Genomic DNA, 20,159 nt, shown 5'->3' with positions numbered 1-20,159 from the left:
ACAGCACTTTTAAGTCAAGTGCCTCAGTAAAGATGTGGTTAACCACAGACTTGTACTGATACTGGAGCGACTTTACTCGATGTAGTGAGTTATCTTTAGATGGCTTTCATTACTTCATTGATTTTATAGACATTTCCAATAGCTTATTACAAGCATAACGCCAGTTAGAAAATAGTTTATATAAATGAGAAAACGATATTCATAGTTGAAGAGAGTTAATCTTTTATAAATATTATATTTTCTCCTAATCCTTGCTTGCCATTTACTAACTGTTAACGTTTAATAACAGCATCTTACCGGAATATATCAACTAAAAATGAAACGTCGTCTCATTAGTTCTTAGCTCGACTCGATTTAGACGAGTTATTCCACACAGAAACTTATTAGCTACCTTCGTAATTGTCTTGCGAAAGGTACTAAATGGACCAAATTATTAACCAATGGAGTAGACAATATGAAAGGGAAAATCCTTGAATTTAATGAGTCAGAGCGTAGCGGTATTATTTCTGGCGAAGATGGCAATCGTTATGAACTCAATATTTCTGAGTGGAAAGGTGCCTCATTACCTAGATCAGGAACTAAAGTCGATTTTTCAATAAATGGACAAACAGCGGAAGCTGTATATGCTGAAAACCATGGCTCTGCGGGTGCATCCAAAAAAATAGCTGCTGCCTTATTCGCATTTTTTCTAGGTGCATTTGGTGCACATAAATTCTATTTAGGTTACACCAAACAGGGTGTAATTATGCTTTTGGTATTCTTATTTGGTTTCATTCTACTTGGTTTGCCATCAATGGTGATAGGTATCATCGCTTTTGTTGAATTCATTCTATACCTTGTAAAATCGGATGAAGAATTTGAGCAAACATATGTCATCGGACAAAAACCATGGTTTTAATATAAATAATAAACCAACAAAGTCAATTAATTAGGTTTACCACAAGAGCTAAATACATTACGACTATACAGTAAAGTGTTAGCTGAAAACTCCATCTGCGAACCCTTAGTGGTTCGCTTTTTTATATAAATTATTAATTTATAACATCATTAGAAATACAGCTCCCCACTCATAGATAATATATCAACTCAATTTGAGATAACCGCCATAAATACATAATAAAGTATCAACGACTCCTCGCCAGACACTACACCATCAATTGTTCTGTCATTTGACAAACATCAAGCGGTAATTCTTATATCTTTGCATAATGCAGATGAGACTCTAAATCATATTCAAAATAAGAGCGGCCTCCCAATCTATCGATGAGTGAATGCGAACTACTGAACTAATGAACTACTGAACTACTGAACTACTGAACTAATTTGAGTTAACTAAAAAACCATACAAAATAATAGTCCTAATATTCCAAATCATTTAATCCTAAAAACAAAAAGCCCCGCATAGTTTCCTATGCAGGGCTTTTTAAACCGATTGACCCACCTTAATGGCGAGTCAGACGATCATTAAGCGCGGTTAAAGCGCTTACGATCGTTTTCAGTCAAGTGTCTCTTACGAACACGAATGTTCTTAGGCGTTACTTCAACTAATTCGTCATCATCGATGAACTCAAGCGCTTGCTCAAGTGTCATTGTGATTGGCGTAGTCAGTACTTGAGCTTCGTCAGTACCAGAAGCACGCATGTTGGTCAGCTGCTTACCTTTCAGACAGTTAACTGTCAGATCGTTTGAGCGAGCGTGGATACCAACTACTTGGCCTTCGTATACTTCAGCGGCATGGCCGATAAAGAGACGACCGCGATCCTGTAGACCAAACAGTGCGAAGGTCAGAGCCTTACCAGTAGCGTTAGAGATCAATACGCCGTTAGCGCGTTGACCGATATCGCCACCTTTGTGTGGACCGTAATGGTCGAACGAGTGGTAGATTAGACCAGTACCAGAAGTCGCAGTTAAGAATTCAGTTTGGAAACCGATTAAACCACGGCTTGGGATGATGAAGTCAATACGTACACGACCTTTACCATCAAGCTGCATATCTTTCATTTCAGCTTTACGGGTACCTAACTTCTCGATCACTGTGCCTTGATCTTCTTCTTCAACGTCAACAGTCAACGTCTCGTATGGTTCACACAGTTCACCGTCGATGGTTTTCAGAATTACTTCTGGACGTGATACGGCTAACTCGTAACCTTCACGACGCATGTTTTCAATCAGGATTGATAAATGCAATTCACCACGACCAGATACGCGGAAGCGATCTGGACTTTCTGTTTCTTCAACACGCAGTGCCACGTTGTGGACTAATTCTGTTTGCAGACGTTCCAGAATGTTACGTGAAGTCACATACTTACCTTCTTTACCAGCAAAAGGTGAAGTGTTAACTTGGAAAGTCATGGTCAGAGTGGGTTCATCAACAGTCAAAGCAGGCATTGCTTCTACTGCGCCAACGGCACAGATAGTGTCAGAAATTTTCAGCTCGCCTAAACCTGTGATAGCAACGATGTCGCCCGCGTTAGCAATTTCAACTTCAGTACGGTCTAGACCCATGTAACCTAATACTTGGCCCATTTTACCGTTACGAGTTTTGCCATCAGCGCCAATAATGGTCACTTGTTGGTTAGTTTTAACGCTACCACGCTTGATGCGGCCGATACCGATAACACCCACGTATGAGTTGTAGTCGATTTGCGAAATTTGCATCTGGAACGAACCTTCGGCGTCAGCATCTGGGAAAGATACTTTTTCAACGATAGTTTGGAACAGCGGCGTCATATCATCGCTCGCTACATCCGGATCTAAAGTTGCAAAACCGTTTAACGCAGAAGCGTAAACGATTGGGAAATCTAACTGCTCGTCAGTTGCGCCTAAGTTGTCGAACAGGTCGAATACTTGGTCGATAACCCAATCTGGGCGTGCACCTGGACGGTCAATCTTGTTGATAACAACGATTGGCTTTAAGCCTTGAGCAAACGCTTTCTTCGTTACGAAGCGAGTTTGTGGCATTGGACCGTCAACGGCATCAACCAGCAATAATACTGAGTCAACCATAGACAGAACACGCTCAACCTCACCACCGAAATCGGCGTGGCCTGGGGTATCAACGATGTTAATACGGTAGTCGTTCCACTTGATGGCAGTATTCTTTGCCAGAATCGTGATCCCACGTTCCTTTTCAAGATCGTTGGAGTCCATCACCCGCTCAGTGGCTTCTCCTCGGGTTGCAAGGGTGCCTGACTGTGACAGCAACTTGTCTACCAGGGTCGTTTTGCCATGGTCAACGTGTGCAATAATGGCGATGTTACGTAAATTCTCTAGCACGGATAAACCTCTTACCATCAAACAAAAATAGGGATATTTCAGTAATTCGTTATGGCGATCTAGCTCGATCCGCCACAATAAAAAGCGTGCCATTCTACTCCAGAGCGGCCTTGGCGCACAGGATTATTTTTGAACACTTATAAAACAATCCGCCAATCCTTGGGTAATTCCTGCCAATATTCCATTGAGTGAAATCCTCTACCGCCACAGTTAAAGCACTGTTCAATTGCCATATTCGTAGGAAAAATCAGAGTTAAGCAGCTGAATTTGCTATTTTTCATACTCTAGACGCAAACCATTTCTGCTGATTTAAACATCAATTAAAATTGATGTCACCGCGATGAAATCATCTCGCCGAGAAACAGCAATAAATTCTAGCGTACATTTAACTGAGCATTCATATTGGCGTTTATGACCGCGAAAACTGAATGTCTTTAAGACTCACTTCATTGTCACGCTATACCTTTATTACGCATCATTGATTCACTTGGTCTGTGAACAGCAAAGACATTTCGCACATGAGAACGAACTCTTTCCTAATAATATGATAATAAACCACTATTGGATTGAGAATGCGTGGCATAGTTGGACAGACTAGCGTGGTTTTATGACAATTATGCGGCGGCGAAATAGCCCAGAGAAATAGTCCAGTTCTGTGCTGAAAAGATGTGCTAGATTCAGTGCTGCTGTCCTTATGCGACTAATGTGAGCCAAGGCGTCACTGCCATCTCACTGCCACATAAGCGGTGCATCTTATTGCTTTGGATCCCAGCCTAGGTTTGCATGAATCAATTCAGTGCGCACCAAAATGGATTGATGCACCAAAATGCCACAGCCAAAAGCACCATAGTGGTGCAAACACGAATCCAATTAAGTGCAACAAAGATTTTAAACCATGTTAATCAGCTAGTTAAATTATTGGCATGGATATCGCTTTATCGCTCGTAAGTTTGGCTCAAGATAAATCACTTGAGTTAAAAGATTATAGAAGGGGCATCCCTTTACCCTACCGGAGGCTTGAGAATGTCAGTTGAATCAGTTTTAAAGCAACTTGAAGAATTAGAAGTTAAGTTCGTTGATTTACGTTTTACCGACACTAAAGGTAAAGAGCAGCACGTATCTATTCCTTCTCATCAGGTAGATGCTGATTTCTTCGAAGACGGCAAAATGTTTGACGGTTCTTCTATCGCAGGTTGGAAGGGCATTAACGAATCAGACATGGTACTGATGCCAGATCCAACGACATTCGTACTGGATCCTTTCACCGAAGAAACCACAGCACTGATCCGTTGTGACATTCTTGAACCAGGTACTATGACGGGTTATGACCGTGATCCACGTTCAATTGCTAAAAAAGCAGAAGCTTACCTAATCTCTACTGGTATCGCTGATACTGTTTTGATTGGCCCAGAACCAGAATTCTTCCTATTTGATGATGTCCGTTTCGGTACTGACATGTCAGGTTGTTTCGTTAAGATCGACGCTAAAGAAGCGGCTTGGAACTCAGGCACTAGCTACGAAGGCGGCAACACAGGTCACCGTCCATTCACTAAAGGCGGTTACTTCCCAGTTGCACCGGTTGACTCATCACAAGACCTACGTAGCGCTATGTGTTTAGTGCTTGAAGAAATGGGTCAAGTGGTTGAAGCGCATCACCACGAAGTGGCGACTGCGGGTCAAAACGAAATCGCAACTCGCTTCAACACGCTAACTAAGAAAGCGGATGAAATCCAAATTCTGAAGTACGTAGTGCACAACATGGCACACGCTTACGGTAAGACGGCGACTTTCATGCCTAAACCCATCGTTGGCGACAACGGTAGCGGCATGCACGTTCACCAATCTCTGGCGAAAGACGGTGTTAACTTGTTCGCTGGCGACAAATACGCGGGTTTAAGTGAAACGGCGCTGTACTACATAGGTGGTATCATCAAGCACGCTCGCGCGCTGAACGCTTTCACTAACCCAAGCACTAACTCTTACAAGCGTTTAGTGCCACACTTTGAAGCACCTGTTATGTTGGCCTACTCTGCCCGTAACCGCTCTGCATCAATCCGTATTCCAGTGGTACCAAGCCCTAAAGGCCGTCGTATCGAAGCGCGTTTCCCAGATCCACATGCCAACCCATACTTAGGTTTCGCAGCGCTGCTGATGGCCGGTCTTGACGGTATCCAAAACAAGATCCACCCAGGTGAAGCGATGGACAAAGATCTGTACGATCTGCCTCCAGAAGAAGCGGCTGAAATCCCACAAGTGGCAACGTCATTAGAAAACGCCCTTGAAAATCTGCAAGCTGACCATGAGTTCCTGACAAAAGGCGGCGTGTTCAGTGAAGATTTCATCCAATCTTATATCGTACTGAAAACAGCAGAAGCTGAGCGTGTAGCACGTACAACTCACCCACTTGAGTTTGAAATGTACTACAGCTTGTAAGCCACTGGCTTAAGATGTTTGAAGCCCCGACTTGTCGGGGCTTTTTTATAGATGAAGCTCTGATTAGCTATAAAGCCAAATCCATTAATCATAAAAAATCAAAATCCATCACGTCTAGATTTCAAACCTTTTCGATTTAAAATCAATCACACCTTGCACTCACTCAATGCAATCGCTAGCTTGATAATGTCCATGCAGCACGATTAATCCTGATCACTTGGGCGCATCTTATTCATAAAAATAACAATAGGCGTTTACCTATGTGGCAAAAGATAAAACCTTATAAAGATTCCATCGTGCTGCTCACCGCGTTGTTACTGGGCGGCGTGCTCGGTGTCGGTTTGCCAGAACTGGCGCTCACGCTCAAACCTTTAGGGCAAATTTTTCTAAACCTGTTGTTTATGATTATCGTGCCGCTGGTCGCGATTAGCGTGACCTCCTCCATTGCTCGCATGACGGATTTGAAGAAACTCGGCGCTCTGTTAGTGTCAATCATGGCGGTGTCGATTGTGATGGCGATTATCCCCGCCGTGGGCATTATCGGGCTGGCCTTATTTTTCGACCCCGCCCAAGGTGTTACCTTAGATCTCAATCAAACCATCAGCGATACTGCGGGGACGATGGATTTTGTCGGCCTGCTGACCACCAATGACTTTTCAGGTTTATTATCAAAATCCAATATCTTAGCCCTGATCATCATGTCGGTTATTGCGGGGATTGCGATAGGTCAATCGGGTGAGGATGGCAGAAAAGTCTCGGCATTACTCGACAGTTTTAATACCGTCATTATGAAGATAGTCTCGATCATTATGGTGGCAGCACCCGTGGGACTCGGTGCTTATTTCGCCTCGACAATGGCGAGCCAAGATCCCCAGCTTGTTGTCACCTTTGCCCGCGCCGTTGGTCTGTTTATGGTCGCCTGCTTTATCTATCTAACCGTGGGCTCTACCTTTTACGCATGGCTTGGCGGTGGCACTCAAGGGGTTAAACAATTCTGGCGCTTCGCCCTCGAACCTGCAGTGACGGCACTGGGCACCACATCATCACTCGCCACCTTACCCGTCACCTTAAGAACCGCGCTGAAGATGGGCATTAAACCCGAAATCGCCGACATCAGCCTGCCATTATTGGTCAATTTAAATAAGGGCGGCGCCTCAATCATCACAGCCCTAAAAATCGTGTTTATATACTCGTTACTCGGATTAGATTTCACCGTCGATGTGTTTATGGTGACCATACTGATTTCGGTTCTATCGGCCTTTATCATAGGCGGCGTGCCGGGCGGCGCTTTCCTCGGAGAGATTTTTATCGTCACGACCTTAGGCTTGCCAATGGAAACCATCCCGATTTTAGTGGTTATAGGGGCAATTACCGATGCGCCATCGACGGTCATTAACGTGGTACACGACTTGAACGCCTGTCAGATCATCGAGCGGCTAAATCGTAAACGACTCTAAAAAAATGCCCAAACACTGAGGTTTGGGCATAGCTATTTATCCGCAGAGCTCTTATCAATTGGCTACCGATTGGCTTTTATCACGTCCAGTAACAGCTTGATATCGGCCATATTGTTGTAGATATGCGGCGAAATACGGATCCCCATGCTGCGAGCATCGACGCTGATGTTCGCGTTCGCTAATGCCGTCATGATTTGATGTTGTTGCTCACCAAACTGCAAAATCAGCGTACCGCTGCGTTTTTCAACATCCCGTGGCGATACAAACTCATGTTCGAGCTCTTGCGCCACGGCATCGATTAACTGCTGATTGCATTTACGCAGCAAGGGGATGCCTAGACCAGCAAGGTAATGAATGCTGTGGGCGGCAATGGCATAGGGGGCGATTGAAGGCGTTCCACCCCAGAAGCGCATTGCGGAATGCTGGTAACGAAAATCATGGATATCGAACTCGAACGGATTCTCGTGGCTAAACCACCCCACATCCTTTGGCTGACAACTCTCCAATATAGCGGGATTAACCCAAAGATAGGCGGCACCAGGGCCGCCGCAGAGCCATTTAACACTCGACCCGATTAAAAAATCAGGTTGTAGGCGCGCGAGATCTAGCGGAATAATCCCTGCCGATTGAGCCACATCCACTAAGCTCAAACAGCCTCGCTCACGGGCTATGGTGAAAATATTGGCTAATGGCGCCTGCTGCCCCGTATTCGAGTATGCATGGCTGACAAACACCAGATCCACATCGCGACTGATATGCGCGTCCCACACATTAGGGTCAGTGACATCAAGTCCCTTAGGAATAAAACGCACTTCGCAGCTAGCTGGCAGCGCTTTTTTAAGGGCGAAACCCATGCTGGGGAAATCAATCTCACTCATCAACACAACGGCGTGTTCGCGATTTAATCGGTCGAGTGACATAACGATTTTAGTCAGTGCACTGGAAAGATTTACCTGAGGGCAAAAGTCCTTTTGGTGGCCGTTAAACAGTTTGGATAAAGCAAAGGTAAAATCATCAATCACACTCAGCCACTGACCCCAAGGCTCGCGCCCCGATTCCTGCCAAGGCGCAAAAAAGGCTTCTTTGAAGACCTGTTCGGTCGATTTTAACGGTCGACCGACTGAATGGTTCAATAGATATCCTGGACCCGCGAGGTAAAAGTCCTTTTTAAAGTCTTCAAACATAGTGTTATCTCAAACTCTCTTTTAATTTTTTAATCTCATAATAACGCGTCCGAATATCGCTGCGCTGAGCGGCGGCGCGCCTATCTCTGAGTCGCTCCAATGAACCGAGTAGCACATGCAGTGGCGGACCACTGGCGGTAACCTTAGCTAAATGCTGCTGCTCCATACTTGTCGAAGGCTCGGCAATATATTTAGTCACTAACTCATTATGATGCTGAATCGCAGTCTCGCCATGTAATTCGCAGACTTCGATAAAGAGTCGCAAATTTTCTTGATACCAAGTTTGGTTCGCACTGTCTTTTGCTTGCAGGAAATCATCCATCAAATTCGGTCGACGCATGCACTCACGCAATATCTGCTGATCCTCTGGCATCATGTATAAAAATTTGTCCACCAGCATTTGCGAGTAGGAAGCTTCATTGGCGAAACAAAGACCTAGCGTTAAATCGATTACATTAATCCCCGCAAAATCCCCGGCGTTGGCACCGCGATAAATGACCGAACCCACCCGATAAGGTTTGTAGTAAGGGCGAACACAGTAAAAGAAACGATCCGTATCTAATCGATTGAATAATTGAGTATTCGACTCAATCACATCCTGCAATGCCTGTTTAGCGACTCGCAGTAAATCGTGGCTGATGGGATGGGAAATACCCAAAGGCTGGATCTTCAATAACGCATCGGCGGCGCGTTTATAGGCCAAAATGCCCTTAGTGTTGTAATCCACAAACAACTTTTCAGCGGGAAGATCGGTAAAGCGCTTATAAATGCCATTGTGGGCACGATTGTGCGTAGTTAAATGTGCGGTGGCAAAGCGCGGCGTGACGCCTATTGAAGCGCCGATGTGCATGGCAAGCGCGGAGGCTTCGGCTAATGGCGATGTGGTTTCCCGCGAAGGCTCGGTAATTTCATGGCGTCGACAGGCCGCCATATACAGGCCCACGTTGCCGAGTAAATCAAAAGCACTGTCGAACCCTTCGTCGGTATTGCCCTCATCGAGCAAGGCCGTAATCAACTCTCGCCCTTCGCTCTCCAGCGCCAACTTAGCTTCTACGCCGATATCAAGCACATTGGCCCTATCCGTTTGTTGGTAGTAAAGCTGTTCTAGCTCTGAGTTGAGCTCTACAAAGCGACTGCGGATCCAATCATCGAAGGCTTCGGTGTTAAAGGTGGCTGGTTTCACGGACTTATCCTTGAGTATTGTTATCGTTCTTGTAAACGGAGCGAGCTCAAAGTCTTAGCTCAATCCATAAAACTCGTTAACCAGAATGCAACTTATCGCCACGTGTTTCTAGCGCTAGGTCAAATTTCCGAAAAATCTCATGCCATTTTTTATTTACACCATGCGCCAGCGCAATTTTTCAAACGCTTTTCCTCCGCAGAATGTCCCTGAAAACACTCATCACTCAACAAATCGCTAAGCGGTAGATTCCGCAGAGGTAAATCGGATGATTTTAATGGAATTTATAGTAGTGCTTAGTTGCCTACTACTCGGTACCCGCTACGGCGGTATGGGACTCGGCCTCATCAGCGGCATAGGTTTGTTTTTACTGATATTTGTCTTCGGTTTAGCGCCGGGACAACCGCCAGTACAAGTTATGCTAACGATTCTTGCGGTGATCGGCTGTGCGGCCGTATTACAAACCGCAGGCGGTTTGGATGTGATGATGCAGTTTGCTGAGCGCCTACTGCGCCGCCATCCACAATACATCACCATTCTGGCGCCGCTGACCACTTGGACGCTGACCTTTCTTTGCGGTACGGGCCATGTGGTTTACACCATGTTCCCGATTATTTCCGATATCGCGCTGAAGAAAAATATTCGCCCAGAACGCCCAATGGCTGTGGCATCCGTCGCCTCGCAAATGGCAATTTGTGCTTCGCCCGTGTCGGTAGCGGTTGTGTCTATGGTGTCGATTCTCGCATCGCAACAAGGTGTGGGCCGCGCCTATAATCTACTCGAAATTTTAATGGTGTCCGTACCGGCATCGCTTTGCGGCGTCATGGCCGCAGCGCTTTGGAGCCTACGTCGCGGTAAAGATTTAGATAAAGACGAAGAGTTCCAAGAACGGATTCAAGATCCTGTCCAAAGAGCTTTTATCTATGACAAGAGCGAAACCCTGCTAAACCAACGTTTTCCTAAGGAAGCTTACTGGGCAACGGGGATTTTCTTTGCGGCTATTGCAGCTGTGGTGCTGTTAGGTTCCTTTAGTGAACTGCGCCCAGCCTTTGAAGTTAAAGGGAAAACGACCTTATTATCGATGAACTTAGTCATCCAGATGATGATGTTAATTGCGGGGGCATTTATCCTGATGACCTGCAAAGTCAAACCTACAAACATCTCTAATGGCCCCGTCTTTAAAGCGGGCATGGTGGCGATTTTCTCAGTATTTGGGGTGGCGTGGATGAGTGATACTTTCTTCATCAGCCATATGGATGTGCTTAAAGAAAACCTGTCCCACGTGGTGCAAAGCCAGCCTTGGACCTATGCCTTAGTGCTGTTTCTCATCTCTAAGCTTGTTAATAGCCAAGCAGCGGCGCTGACTGCCATTGCGCCTATGGGTCTCGCCTTAGGAGTCGATCCAAAACTCTTGATCGCTTTCCTCCCTGCAAGCTACGGGTATTTTGTGCTACCTACTTATCCAAGCGATCTGGCCTGTATCGGCTTTGACCGTTCAGGCACAACTAAAATAGGTAAGTTCATTATTAACCACAGCTTTATCATTCCAGGTTTTATCGGCGTGGGTACCGCATCGACCGTCGGTTATCTACTGGCAACAGCCTTGCTCTAGTCTGTATTTTACAAATAATAAAGGCCGCGATGCGGCCTTTATGTTGAATAGCATGGAACGCTAAGTTTAAGCGCGATACATGGCCAAAAACATCTTGATATTGGCGTCGATAATCGCTTGCTGGTGCTCATCATTATTTTTCATATGGAACAGCTTAGGCCAGAATGCAAACGTGCCACATCGAGAAACTCAGGCTGCTGAGTCACTGCGGTTTACCATTCGACAGATTCCCATTTGCCAGCGCTCAAAAGCTCACAACTTAAGTATTAAGCTTCTTCCTGCTAACGCTAAACCCTAGACGACAGCTTAGTTACAGGCATAAAATCGCTTGCCTTGTCATTTTTAATATCCAACTGAATTAACGGTATTAATGCTTCAAGCTGGCCGTATGCAGATGAGTAAAATCGCAGGTGCCAGAAGTAGATTGGTGATTTGAATCTTTAGAAACGCCATGATCAATTAACATTCACCTTATATGGTCGCGCTCATGTCTGTGCTCACTTGGCTAAAAAAACATCTTCATAGCGCCTTTCATGGCAACAGCACACTAGAGCGACAAGCTGACTTAGCCGCCATTTTTAATCCAGCGCAAATGCCCGACATCGACTTGCCGACAAACCAAGCCTATCCGCTAGTGACACCAATATTGCAGGCCGATATTTATGCCTATCAAGTTCACGGCTTACTGACCTTAGAAGGCAAGCAAACCTTAGATACCTTGATTGGCAATGCAGGTTTTGCAGTGTTGCCCGAACATGCCGCCAGCTTTAATGGCCTGATAACTCATCGGAGCCGAGCAACCAGCTTGCAGCTCAACCAATATGCCGATTTTGCAGGGATCTGCGTCAACTTGATCAGTAACGACAAAGCGCTATTAGAGCAACTGATTGCGTTTAAATCGACTTTACCTCACCCTTGGGAAAGCTTTCCCAATGTCGATCCCGATACACTCGGCAGCCTTCAAGGGAATATCGATTTTTGGTGCAACTATTTTTGGCGACCCTATTGGCGATCACTTTCAGCAGCTGAGCGCTTGCAGTACCCCGTAAATTGGCAGGAATTCAGTGATTTTCATTAAAGCTTGAGAGAAGCACTAAGGCTTAATGCAGGATAAAAAATGAAGTTAACATATGTTGGATTAGCACTAGCGTTACTGCTACTTGGCGGCTATCTGATCCCTGAGTCACCGGTGATCCCAGTCAAAGGCGCCAGCAGTAAAGATTGGAACAGCCAAACCTTTTGGTATGAACCTTGGGGGCCATCGGGCGTACATAAGGGAATAGATATTTTCGCCGCCAAAAACACTGCCGTGATTGCGCCAACGCCTATGCTGATCTTCTATCGAGGCGACTTCTTTAAAGGAGGCAATGTGGTAGTTGGTCTAGGTCCTAAATGGCAAATTCATTATTTTGCCCATTTAGCACAAATTGAATCAGCCACGGGATTAATTGCCTACCAAGGTGAAACGCTGGGCACTGTCGGCGATACAGGTAATGCTCAAGGTAAACCGCCACATTTGCATTATTCCATTTTGAGCTTATTGCCTAAACCTTGGCTGATAGATACTTCAACCCAAGGATATAAAAAGGCCTTTTATCAAAATCCCATCAGCTACTTAGAAACACACTAAGACTTAGGTGATGAGTAACATAGCGGCTTCGCGACAATATCAACTACAAATGAGGGTTCAGCAACTCGCCATGTAGGCAAGCTCACTGAATGCCAGCATGGCCGTCACATTATACGAAGAAATGAACGGAGACTTATGATTCTGCAGACTCGCTATCGGCCTCTGCAGCTAATGCTTCCCTATCCGCCTTCGCAATGTATTTAGGTTTATTGCTCGATTGCAGTTTGGCATTGGCCTTTTTCGCCTTGCTCTTCAAGGTTTGGTTTATCTTCTTTTTGCGGTTCATCAAGGCACCAATGCGGATACGGAATAAAGGGGCGCGATTATAGCCTTCCACCTGCACGCCAGACAATCGAAAGCACTAAGTCAGAGCGCCTCAGGCCATCAAACCCACGCCCAACGCTAACCAAATTAACAAGCCTAGTTAACAAACCGCGTTTTCAAGCCAAGTCATCAAACCTGCGACCAAACCATCAGATCGCGCAAGCCATGCCAAACCCTAAATAAGGCACAGCCTTAACAACATGAACTCGCACTAGGTAACCCTTGGGGTTAAATCTCTATACCGAGTGCTGTGTCGCAATTTATCAATACTGCTGCCAAATCGTGCAATTTCCTGTATGACACGACTAGACAAGCCGTTATTCCTCCCCTAAAATCGCGACAGAATAAAAATCGTTATCATTTGTAATGCCGTTTAATGGAATATGGACTTATGCCAAAGGAGCCGGTGTAGCAAACTCATTCGCCCTTAGCAGGAAGTTATATGACATTCAAAACCTCGTTTGTTGCTTTAGCCGTATTTGCAGCGCTAAGCCAATCCGCAGCGGCTCAAGATGCCCCCGATAGCAATTCAAACAACAAAAATAAAGACATAGAAAAAATCACAGTCACCGCGAGTCGGATGGATAAATCCCCCAGCTCAATCCCCAATACCGTCACTATCATCGACCGCGCCCAATTAGAAGAACAGTTCCGCACCACTAAAGATTTGTCGACCATTATCGGTAACTTGGCCCCGAGCTTTTCGCCAAGCCGCCAGAAGATGAGTAACACAGGCGAAACCCTGCGTGGTCGTCCGCCGCTGATCATGATCGACGGCGTACCGCAATCAAACCCACTTCGCAGTGGGGGTCGCTCGGGTCAAACCATAGATCCAGCCATGATTGAGCGTATCGAAATCATTCACGGTGCCAATGCAATGCACGGTCTCGGTGCCCAAGGCGGCATCATCAATTACATCACTAAAAAACCGACGGGCGACAGCGAACAGGTTGCAAGTTTCGATGTGACAGTTCCTGATTCGATGAAATCTAACGGCTTAAGCTTTGGTGCCAGCTATGCGTTTTCTGGCGAGTCAGAATTTATCGACATGATAGGCTCGGTTAGCTACCGCAATAATGGCGTCTATTACGATGCCAACCATAACGTCGTTGGTGTGGACACGACTCAAGGCGAGTCGATGGACAGCCAAAGCAAAGACTTCTTCATTAAGCTTGGCCACAACTTCGACGAGTCGCGCCTTGAGTTAATGGTTAACCATTACACCGCAGACAATAATGGCGATTGGATGCCAGTTGCAGGCGACAAACCCAATGGCGTGCCCACGGGCGCAGTTAAAGAAACCCAGCCATGGGAAGCGGCTAACAACCAAGTGACCACCACCAGTTTGACTTATACCCACGCCAACATTGGTGGCCAACAACTTAACCTGCAACTCTTTAATCAAGATTTTAAAGCGGTTTATGGTGGCGGCTGTTTCGACAGTTTCTACGATCCATCCTTCGAAGGTAGCGACCAAGTGATCCAGTGCGGTGTCGGCAGTAAAGGCGAAAGCTTATACTACGAGCAATCGCGTAATGCTTCAGTTAAATGGGGTTTAAAAAGCTCATTGATTGCTAAAGATATTGCGGGTTCAGGGATTGATGCGGCCTACGGTGTCGACCTTTTCCGCGATACCACAGAGCAAGATTTAGTGAAAACGGGTTTTTCGTGGGTTCCGGAAAGCACCTATGACAACGTCGCGCCATACTTGCAGTTAGATTATGATTTAATTGAAAATCTAACCTTATCGACTGGTGTTCGTTACGAACATGCCGAGTTGAGTGTCGATGACTACAAAACCCTATGGGGTGCGGGCAACAAGCAAATTGCAGGCGGTTCGGCCACCTTCGATGAAACCTTATTCAACGTCGGTATCTCCTACAAAATCACCCCAGACATTCGCGTTTATACCAGCTATAACCAAGGTTTTGGTATGCCGGATATCGGCCGTATTCTGCGTGATGGAAAAAGCTTCCCAGGCGACAATCCCAGCATAGATGACTCATTGGCACTCACGCCGATCGTCACAGATAACGTCGAAGTTGGTGCCGATTATCAAGGTAAATACTTAAGCGCTAAGTTTGCATATTATCGTTCGGCCACTGATTTTGGCTCACGTTTAGCCTTAAATGGCGATGGTTTCTACGACGTGAAGCGGGAAAAAAGTGTCATCGAGGGTATCGAAGCCAATGTTACCGCCTACCTCACCAGCAATGATGATCTTGGCATGAACATCGCCATTCAACAGGGCGAATACGATTCAAATGGTGATAACAAAGTCGATACCGATCTCGATGGCGCAAATATTTCGCCAAACCGTATCAACCTGTTCTGGACCCATAACTTCGATAATGACATGTCGACCCGCGTTCAAGCCAACTACTACATGGACCGCGACTTTAAAAATTCTGCGGGCAACAAGTATGCGGAATTTGATGGCTATACCACAGTCGACGCTTCCTTCTCTATGCCGCTTTACACTGGCACCCTGAGCTTAGGTCTGCAAAACCTGTTTAATAAGGATTATTTCAATTATTACTCACAAACCATGGGTACAAATGATCGTTATTTCAAAGGCATGGGACGTACTGCGACAATAGGCTACACCTTGCCTTTCTAAGTGAAAGGCCCATTTTGAAGCATAAAAAAGCGCAATTACATTGCGCTTTTTTATTGTGTGGAAGAAAGCAATTTATGCCTTGGTCACGACCCAGAGTGCATGTAATAAACCGGGGAACCAGAACAGTAAACACAACACAATGTTTATCAGCAGATCTTTACCCGCTCCTGCCTTCAAAAATACGGCAACAGGAGGCAATAGAATCGCAATAATGACTAAGAGTAATTTATTTGTATCCATAACAGGGCATCCTTAAAACGGAGATGGTAGGCGAATCAACAGGGTCTAACTTCGCAGGAAGACTCAGAATTTGCAAACATTTTAGCTTACAAGATAGCAAATAACCCAAGTTATTCTCTAAATGAAGGCGCTTAATATCGCCATAAATTCAAAAGAGGATTCTGCTCACCTCCTGCCGATAAATACAGATTAAGATATCCTATAAACTTCAACCGAAAATGCCTAAAAGCATCTATAGTTAAAGAAAAATATGAAGTAAAAGAATGATATTTGATCCCCAAGCCCTATTACTCATCAAATTTATTTGCCTACTGGCCAGCACCGCAGCCGTGGCATGGGGACTCATTGCTAAACCCTTACAGATTGCCACTCGGGCCAGTATGCGCTTTTCTCTGGCGAACTTGTTCGTCCTCCTTGGCATCATACTCAACAGCCAACGCTCAGAAGCCTCCAGCTACCTTTTTTGGTTCTGCTCCGATATGGCGATTTTGTTTGGATTCATCCTATTACGCTGGGGTACTAAGGCACTTTTCAGGCTGAGTCCCAGCGTTAAATCCGATCTTATTCTCTTGGCAATCACGGCCAGTGTGATGCTCTCGGTTTCCCCCAACTTCAGCTCCGAACGCACCTTAGCCGTTGCTTTCTCCGCCTGCGCCGCGCTGATTTTTACCATGCTAACGCGGGATAACTATCAGGCCATTAAACGCGATACGGGGAATCGAGTCGCCATCGCTATGGTCATGCCTTTAGTCGCTATGGTGGGTATTTTTACCATTCGCATCTTTATCGCCCTGCTTTCCCCAGAAGAAAGTCCGATGTTTATCGCCATGCACACGCACGAAGCGATACCTGTGCTGTGGTTTTATGTATTTCTAACCCTATTGATCAATATCGTGATGATAGGTAATGCCATGACGCGACTCGTCAGCAAAATCCGTATGTTAGCGGAGAGGGATCAACTCACAGGCCTGTGGAATCGCCGGGCTATGCATAAATTTCTCAACAATATCCATCAACGCTGGCTAAGGGATAATGTGCCTTACAGTATGATTTTATTGGATCTTGACCATTTTAAAGAGATTAACGATCAATACGGTCACGATGCGGGTGATCTCGCCCTGCTGACGGCGGCGAGACTGTTTGGATCGGTATTACGAGAAAATGACGCACTATGTCGTCACGGTGGTGAGGAGTTTCTGGTGATTTTGCCCGCGACCGATGCACCCGCTGCCAGAGCCGTTGCCGAGAAATTGCATCAAGTACTTAAGGATAATTCATTTATCTGGCAAGGTGTTACGATAAAAATCCATGCCAGTTTAGGTTACGCCACTATCTATCAAGGATGCCAGCCCGACAAGCTACTCATTCAAGCGGACCAAGCCATGTACCGCGCCAAATCTGAAGGCCGAGACCGTATTTGCCAAGCTTGCTAGCCTTACGCAAAAATAACGCGACCAGTATTAATCCCCTTTCGCCGGCCAAGCCAAAGTGTCGGGGTCAGACCACTCAATCAGCGCTTCAGTCACACCTGCAGCGGCAAAATGTTCACCCTGAGTCGGCACATCCCTATACGCATAATCACGCCAGCCAGTCACTTCATCACCATAGCGAAAATGCAGACAGTAGGCATGCAGATAACAACGATCCGCCGCCGCGCCACCGTATAAATCATCGCCTAAAATCGGCACACCTAAGCTTGCCAAGGCAACTCTTAATTGATGGGTTTTACCCGAAAGGGGTTTCAGTAAATATAAACGCAATCCCTCACTGACACTTAATGAAAAAAACTGCGTAATCGCTGGATTTTCTTTAGTGCGCAGTAGTTTAAACATACTACGCCGTGACTTTGCCATGTCACCAATCACCCAACCTTGCTTCTTCTTCGGCTTGCCTTTCGCGAGGGCGAGGTAATATTTCTGCACTTTATGGGCAGTAAACAACTCAGTAAATTGCTTCGCGGCGACAGCACTCTTCGCCAAAATCAACAGGCCAGATGTGGGTGTATCTAATCTATGCACGGCAAAAAGCTTAATCCCTAAATCTTGCTCAGCCTGCGCCACCACGCCCGCTGTTCCATCCTGACTGTGGAAATGCACTTTGGCTGATTTGGAAATAACAAGGAAGTCAGCCTCATCGGCTATGATTCGATACATGGAGTTCTCGACACTGTAATGCGGATCATCGACTTAAAACTTAATAGTGACCACTAAGCCGGGATGATTATCCGTGAGATGAATTTTAGCATTGTGCCGTGAGAGAATCGCTTTGACCATAGATAATCCTAAACCTGTGCCCTGTAAATGTCGGCTAGGGTCGAGGCGTACTAAGCGTTCGAACACTCTTTCTTTACTGTCGTCGGGAATACCAGGGCCATTATCGCGGATCTCGATTTGCTGCCCTGACTGAATAATTTCAATCCGCGCACCTTGGCCAGAATACTTCATCGCGTTATCGACGAGATTATATAAAGCTTGGAATAATAAGTATTTATCACCAAATACCTTATGGTCAGCCAACAGCGACAAACTCAAGGTTTGCTCATTGGATTCTGCCACGGCATCGGCCATGTCCAACAAATCGGTACACAGTTGCGCTAGGCTTAACTCCTGTAAATCGAGCGTCTGCTGACCTTCTTCGATACGCGTGAGCGACAACATGGCATCAAATGTCGCTAAACAATGATCGAGCTCTTCGGTCAAAATCGCGCAACCTTCGCTAATCTCATCACTCGGCTTACTCGCCAGCTCTTCAAGACCAATGCGAATATGTGACAGTGGAGTACGTAAATCATGGGCGATATTATCGGTCGCGCCGCGCACTGCCATCAGGTTATTTTCGAGGATATCCAGCACATTATTAAACTGCAGCGCCAACATATCAAACTCATCCTGACGCCAACTCAAGGGCAAGCGGGTGTCATAGTGGCCGCGTTCAATCTGTTCACTCAAGCGGTTGTATTGCACTAATCGACGTAAAATCGCCTTAGAAAACAGATAGCCAAGCGCTAAGGTCAACACTATCGTAAGCATCACGGCTGTCGCTGCGGCGCTGATAAACTTATCGATTAATGTCGCTAAGTTATCGGTACGGGTCGCAATCAACACTGGGCCGTAGCGGGTCATCACCAGCCCGCCGGTAAGAATATGCAGCTTATCCGGACCACCGGTTAAGATGGGGAAATCCCGCGTTTGCGGCAGCATGGGCATGCCTTCGGGCATAAAGCTCAAGGCACCGACCATATCGTAGCTATTACGCCAAGCGATCAGAGCGGTTTGTGGATCGGCGGCGCGGATTTGAGCGGCAAAACTACGGCGGTCAACCGTTAGGGCAAGTTGCTGATAACGTTGGGTCTCTGACTCTAAATATTGAGTCACTTGATACTGTTGCTCGATGATCAACTGTCGATAGAGGGCAAATAGCAGCGCCCCAATGATCACCGTCACTAAGGTCGAAAAGACGATTGTGATGCGCCAGGCGCTGCTTTGGTAAGGCTTAATGCCTTTGTCGTAAGCGATAACCCGCTCCCCTCACGGTTTCGATAAGCTCGCCATGGCCTAACTCTTCAAATTTACGGCGTAATTTTGCGATATGCACATCGATAACGTTCGTGCGCGGGTCGAAGTGATAATCCCACACTGCTTCGAACAATAAGGTGCGGCTAATCACTTGATTCGCATGTTCCATCAGATACTTAAGTAACTGGAACTCTTTCGGCTGCAGCATCAACTCTTGCCCGTCTAAGGTCACATTACGGGTCAGTAACTCCATCTTCAAACCACCGACAACGAGATCTGTGGTGACCGGCACAGATTGACCACGGTGCATGAGTTTTTCGGCGCGCACTAATAACTCAGAGAAGGCAAACGGCTTAGTCATATAGTCGTCGCCGCCCGCGCGCAGGCCTTTCACTCGCTCATCAACGTGCGCTAATGCAGATAAAATCAGCACTGGGGTTTGATTGCCCGTTGCCCGTAAGGCGGCCAGTAATTTTAAGCCATCGAGCTGGGGTAACATGCGGTCGAGGATCACGAGATCGTACTGACTACTCGTTGCAAGTGACAGTCCTTGGTGGCCATCGCTCGCCGTTTCGATATTGTGGCCTTGCTCGAGAAATCCTTTGACGATGTAATCAATCGTCGTCGCATCATCTTCAACTAAAAGTATTTTCATCTGTATGTTGCGCTCCTCAATCCTAAATACTCG

Annotated in this window: 16 protein-coding genes and 1 pseudogene; 8 read left to right on the top strand and 9 right to left on the bottom strand. The window is 46.1% G+C overall.

All coding sequences use genetic code 11. The features are described from left to right. Positions 1-454 precede the first annotated feature (454 nt). The gene (locus tag OX890_RS03745) at positions 455-898 is read left to right on the top strand and encodes a TM2 domain-containing protein (RefSeq protein WP_126490978.1); all 444 of its coding nucleotides are present in this window, start codon (positions 455-457) and stop codon (positions 896-898) included. Positions 899-1,464: 566 nt separating this feature from the next. On the opposite strand, the gene typA is transcribed toward OX890_RS03745, so the two are convergent. Beyond that, positions 1,465-3,276, bottom strand: coding sequence for a translational GTPase TypA (gene typA / locus OX890_RS03740; RefSeq protein WP_012196535.1), 1,812 nt, complete (start codon positions 3,274-3,276; stop codon positions 1,465-1,467). Between the two features lie 1,023 nt (positions 3,277-4,299). On the opposite strand from typA, the gene glnA reads away from it, so the two are divergent. Beyond that, positions 4,300-5,709, top strand: a complete 1,410-nt coding sequence (gene glnA / locus OX890_RS03735) for a glutamate--ammonia ligase (protein ID WP_006079778.1) — start codon at positions 4,300-4,302, stop codon at positions 5,707-5,709. A 260-nt stretch (positions 5,710-5,969) separates the two neighbouring features. Then, a complete protein-coding gene (locus OX890_RS03730; protein WP_126490977.1) occupies positions 5,970-7,166 on the top strand; it encodes a dicarboxylate/amino acid:cation symporter in 1,197 nt (398 codons plus the stop codon). A 62-nt stretch (positions 7,167-7,228) separates the two neighbouring features. Here the strand turns inward: OX890_RS03730 and OX890_RS03725 are convergent, their stop codons facing one another. Further along, complete coding sequence (locus OX890_RS03725) at positions 7,229-8,350, bottom strand: aminotransferase class V-fold PLP-dependent enzyme (protein WP_012586527.1); 1,122 nt, start codon at positions 8,348-8,350, stop codon at positions 7,229-7,231. A 4-nt stretch (positions 8,351-8,354) separates the two neighbouring features. Then, entirely contained in the window at positions 8,355-9,533 is a 1,179-nt protein-coding gene (locus OX890_RS03720) for a PrnB family protein (RefSeq protein ID WP_126490976.1), read from the bottom strand. A gap of 265 nt (positions 9,534-9,798) precedes the next feature. Here OX890_RS03720 and OX890_RS03715 point away from each other — a divergent pair, with 265 nt between their 5' ends. Then, positions 9,799-11,142 carry an anaerobic C4-dicarboxylate transporter gene (locus tag OX890_RS03715; RefSeq protein ID WP_006086569.1) on the top strand — a complete coding sequence of 448 codons (1,344 nt, stop codon included), beginning with the start codon at positions 9,799-9,801 and terminating at the stop codon, positions 11,140-11,142. Positions 11,143-11,208: 66 nt separating this feature from the next. On the opposite strand, the pseudogene OX890_RS03710 reads toward OX890_RS03715, so the two are convergent. Continuing rightward, a pseudogene (locus OX890_RS03710) lies at positions 11,209-11,310 on the bottom strand (TetR/AcrR family transcriptional regulator); the annotation flags it as partial. A 307-nt stretch (positions 11,311-11,617) separates the two neighbouring features. On the opposite strand from OX890_RS03710, the gene OX890_RS03705 reads away from it, so the two are divergent. Continuing rightward, positions 11,618-12,220 (top strand): hypothetical protein, encoded by a 603-nt coding sequence (locus tag OX890_RS03705; RefSeq protein ID WP_268650105.1) that lies wholly within the window; start codon positions 11,618-11,620, stop codon positions 12,218-12,220. 39 nt (positions 12,221-12,259) lie between these two features. Next, a complete protein-coding gene (locus OX890_RS03700) occupies positions 12,260-12,772 on the top strand; it encodes a M23 family metallopeptidase (RefSeq protein ID WP_259578639.1) in 513 nt (170 codons plus the stop codon). A 133-nt stretch (positions 12,773-12,905) separates the two neighbouring features. Here the strand turns inward: OX890_RS03700 and OX890_RS03695 are convergent, their stop codons facing one another. Further along, positions 12,906-13,124, bottom strand: coding sequence for a DUF2986 domain-containing protein (locus tag OX890_RS03695; protein ID WP_310473082.1), 219 nt, complete (start codon positions 13,122-13,124; stop codon positions 12,906-12,908). 414 nt (positions 13,125-13,538) lie between these two features. Between OX890_RS03695 and OX890_RS03690 the strand changes: the two genes are divergently transcribed. Further along, the gene (locus tag OX890_RS03690) at positions 13,539-15,716 is read left to right on the top strand and encodes a TonB-dependent receptor (protein WP_268650104.1); all 2,178 of its coding nucleotides are present in this window, start codon (positions 13,539-13,541) and stop codon (positions 15,714-15,716) included. 72 nt (positions 15,717-15,788) lie between these two features. Here OX890_RS03690 and OX890_RS03685 read toward each other — a convergent pair whose 3' ends face one another. Then, the gene (locus tag OX890_RS03685; protein ID WP_006079767.1) at positions 15,789-15,956 is read right to left on the bottom strand and encodes a YqaE/Pmp3 family membrane protein; all 168 of its coding nucleotides are present in this window, start codon (positions 15,954-15,956) and stop codon (positions 15,789-15,791) included. A 263-nt stretch (positions 15,957-16,219) separates the two neighbouring features. Here OX890_RS03685 and OX890_RS03680 point away from each other — a divergent pair, with 263 nt between their 5' ends. After that, on the top strand, positions 16,220-17,389 hold the full coding sequence (locus tag OX890_RS03680; RefSeq protein WP_259521498.1) for a GGDEF domain-containing protein: 1,170 nt from the start codon (positions 16,220-16,222) through the stop codon (positions 17,387-17,389). Between the two features lie 27 nt (positions 17,390-17,416). On the opposite strand, the gene OX890_RS03675 is transcribed toward OX890_RS03680, so the two are convergent. From OX890_RS03675 to OX890_RS03665, 3 genes are read right to left on the bottom strand one after another with little or no spacing between them, the layout of a single operon-like run. Continuing rightward, complete coding sequence (locus tag OX890_RS03675) at positions 17,417-18,109, bottom strand: TIGR01621 family pseudouridine synthase (RefSeq protein ID WP_126490971.1); 693 nt, start codon at positions 18,107-18,109, stop codon at positions 17,417-17,419. 33 nt (positions 18,110-18,142) lie between these two features. Further along, positions 18,143-19,399, bottom strand: a complete 1,257-nt coding sequence (locus OX890_RS03670) for a sensor histidine kinase (RefSeq protein ID WP_126490970.1) — start codon at positions 19,397-19,399, stop codon at positions 18,143-18,145. Positions 19,400-19,448: 49 nt separating this feature from the next. Beyond that, positions 19,449-20,126, bottom strand: a complete 678-nt coding sequence (locus OX890_RS03665) for a response regulator transcription factor (protein ID WP_006079763.1) — start codon at positions 20,124-20,126, stop codon at positions 19,449-19,451. Positions 20,127-20,159 lie beyond the last annotated feature (33 nt).

The organism is Shewanella sp. DAU305, assembly GCF_026802235.1.
In the GTDB taxonomy this organism is placed as follows: domain Bacteria; phylum Pseudomonadota; class Gammaproteobacteria; order Enterobacterales; family Shewanellaceae; genus Shewanella; species Shewanella baltica.
Note: the sequence above shows the minus strand (reverse complement) of the source record. Positions and strands in the feature narration are given on the sequence as shown.

Bases quoted from the DNA above. Each gene is read 5' to 3' on its own strand.
- OX890_RS03685 (WP_006079767.1), bottom strand. From the start codon at position 15,956: ATGGATACAAATAAATTACTCTTAGTCATTATTGCGATTCTATTGCCT.
- OX890_RS03700 (WP_259578639.1), top strand. From the start codon at position 12,260: ATGAAGTTAACATATGTTGGATTAGCACTAGCGTTACTGCTACTTGGC.
- OX890_RS03715 (WP_006086569.1), top strand. From the start codon at position 9,799: ATGATTTTAATGGAATTTATAGTAGTGCTTAGTTGCCTACTACTCGGT.
- OX890_RS03705 (WP_268650105.1), top strand. From the start codon at position 11,618: ATGGTCGCGCTCATGTCTGTGCTCACTTGGCTAAAAAAACATCTTCAT.
- OX890_RS03725 (WP_012586527.1), bottom strand. From the start codon at position 8,350: ATGTTTGAAGACTTTAAAAAGGACTTTTACCTCGCGGGTCCAGGATAT.
- OX890_RS03690 (WP_268650104.1), top strand. From the start codon at position 13,539: ATGACATTCAAAACCTCGTTTGTTGCTTTAGCCGTATTTGCAGCGCTA.
- OX890_RS03730 (WP_126490977.1), top strand. From the start codon at position 5,970: ATGTGGCAAAAGATAAAACCTTATAAAGATTCCATCGTGCTGCTCACC.
- OX890_RS03745 (WP_126490978.1), top strand. From the start codon at position 455: ATGAAAGGGAAAATCCTTGAATTTAATGAGTCAGAGCGTAGCGGTATT.
- OX890_RS03665 (WP_006079763.1), bottom strand. From the start codon at position 20,126: ATGAAAATACTTTTAGTTGAAGATGATGCGACGACGATTGATTACATC.
- glnA (WP_006079778.1), top strand. From the start codon at position 4,300: ATGTCAGTTGAATCAGTTTTAAAGCAACTTGAAGAATTAGAAGTTAAG.
- OX890_RS03675 (WP_126490971.1), bottom strand. From the start codon at position 18,109: ATGTATCGAATCATAGCCGATGAGGCTGACTTCCTTGTTATTTCCAAA.
- OX890_RS03680 (WP_259521498.1), top strand. From the start codon at position 16,220: ATGATATTTGATCCCCAAGCCCTATTACTCATCAAATTTATTTGCCTA.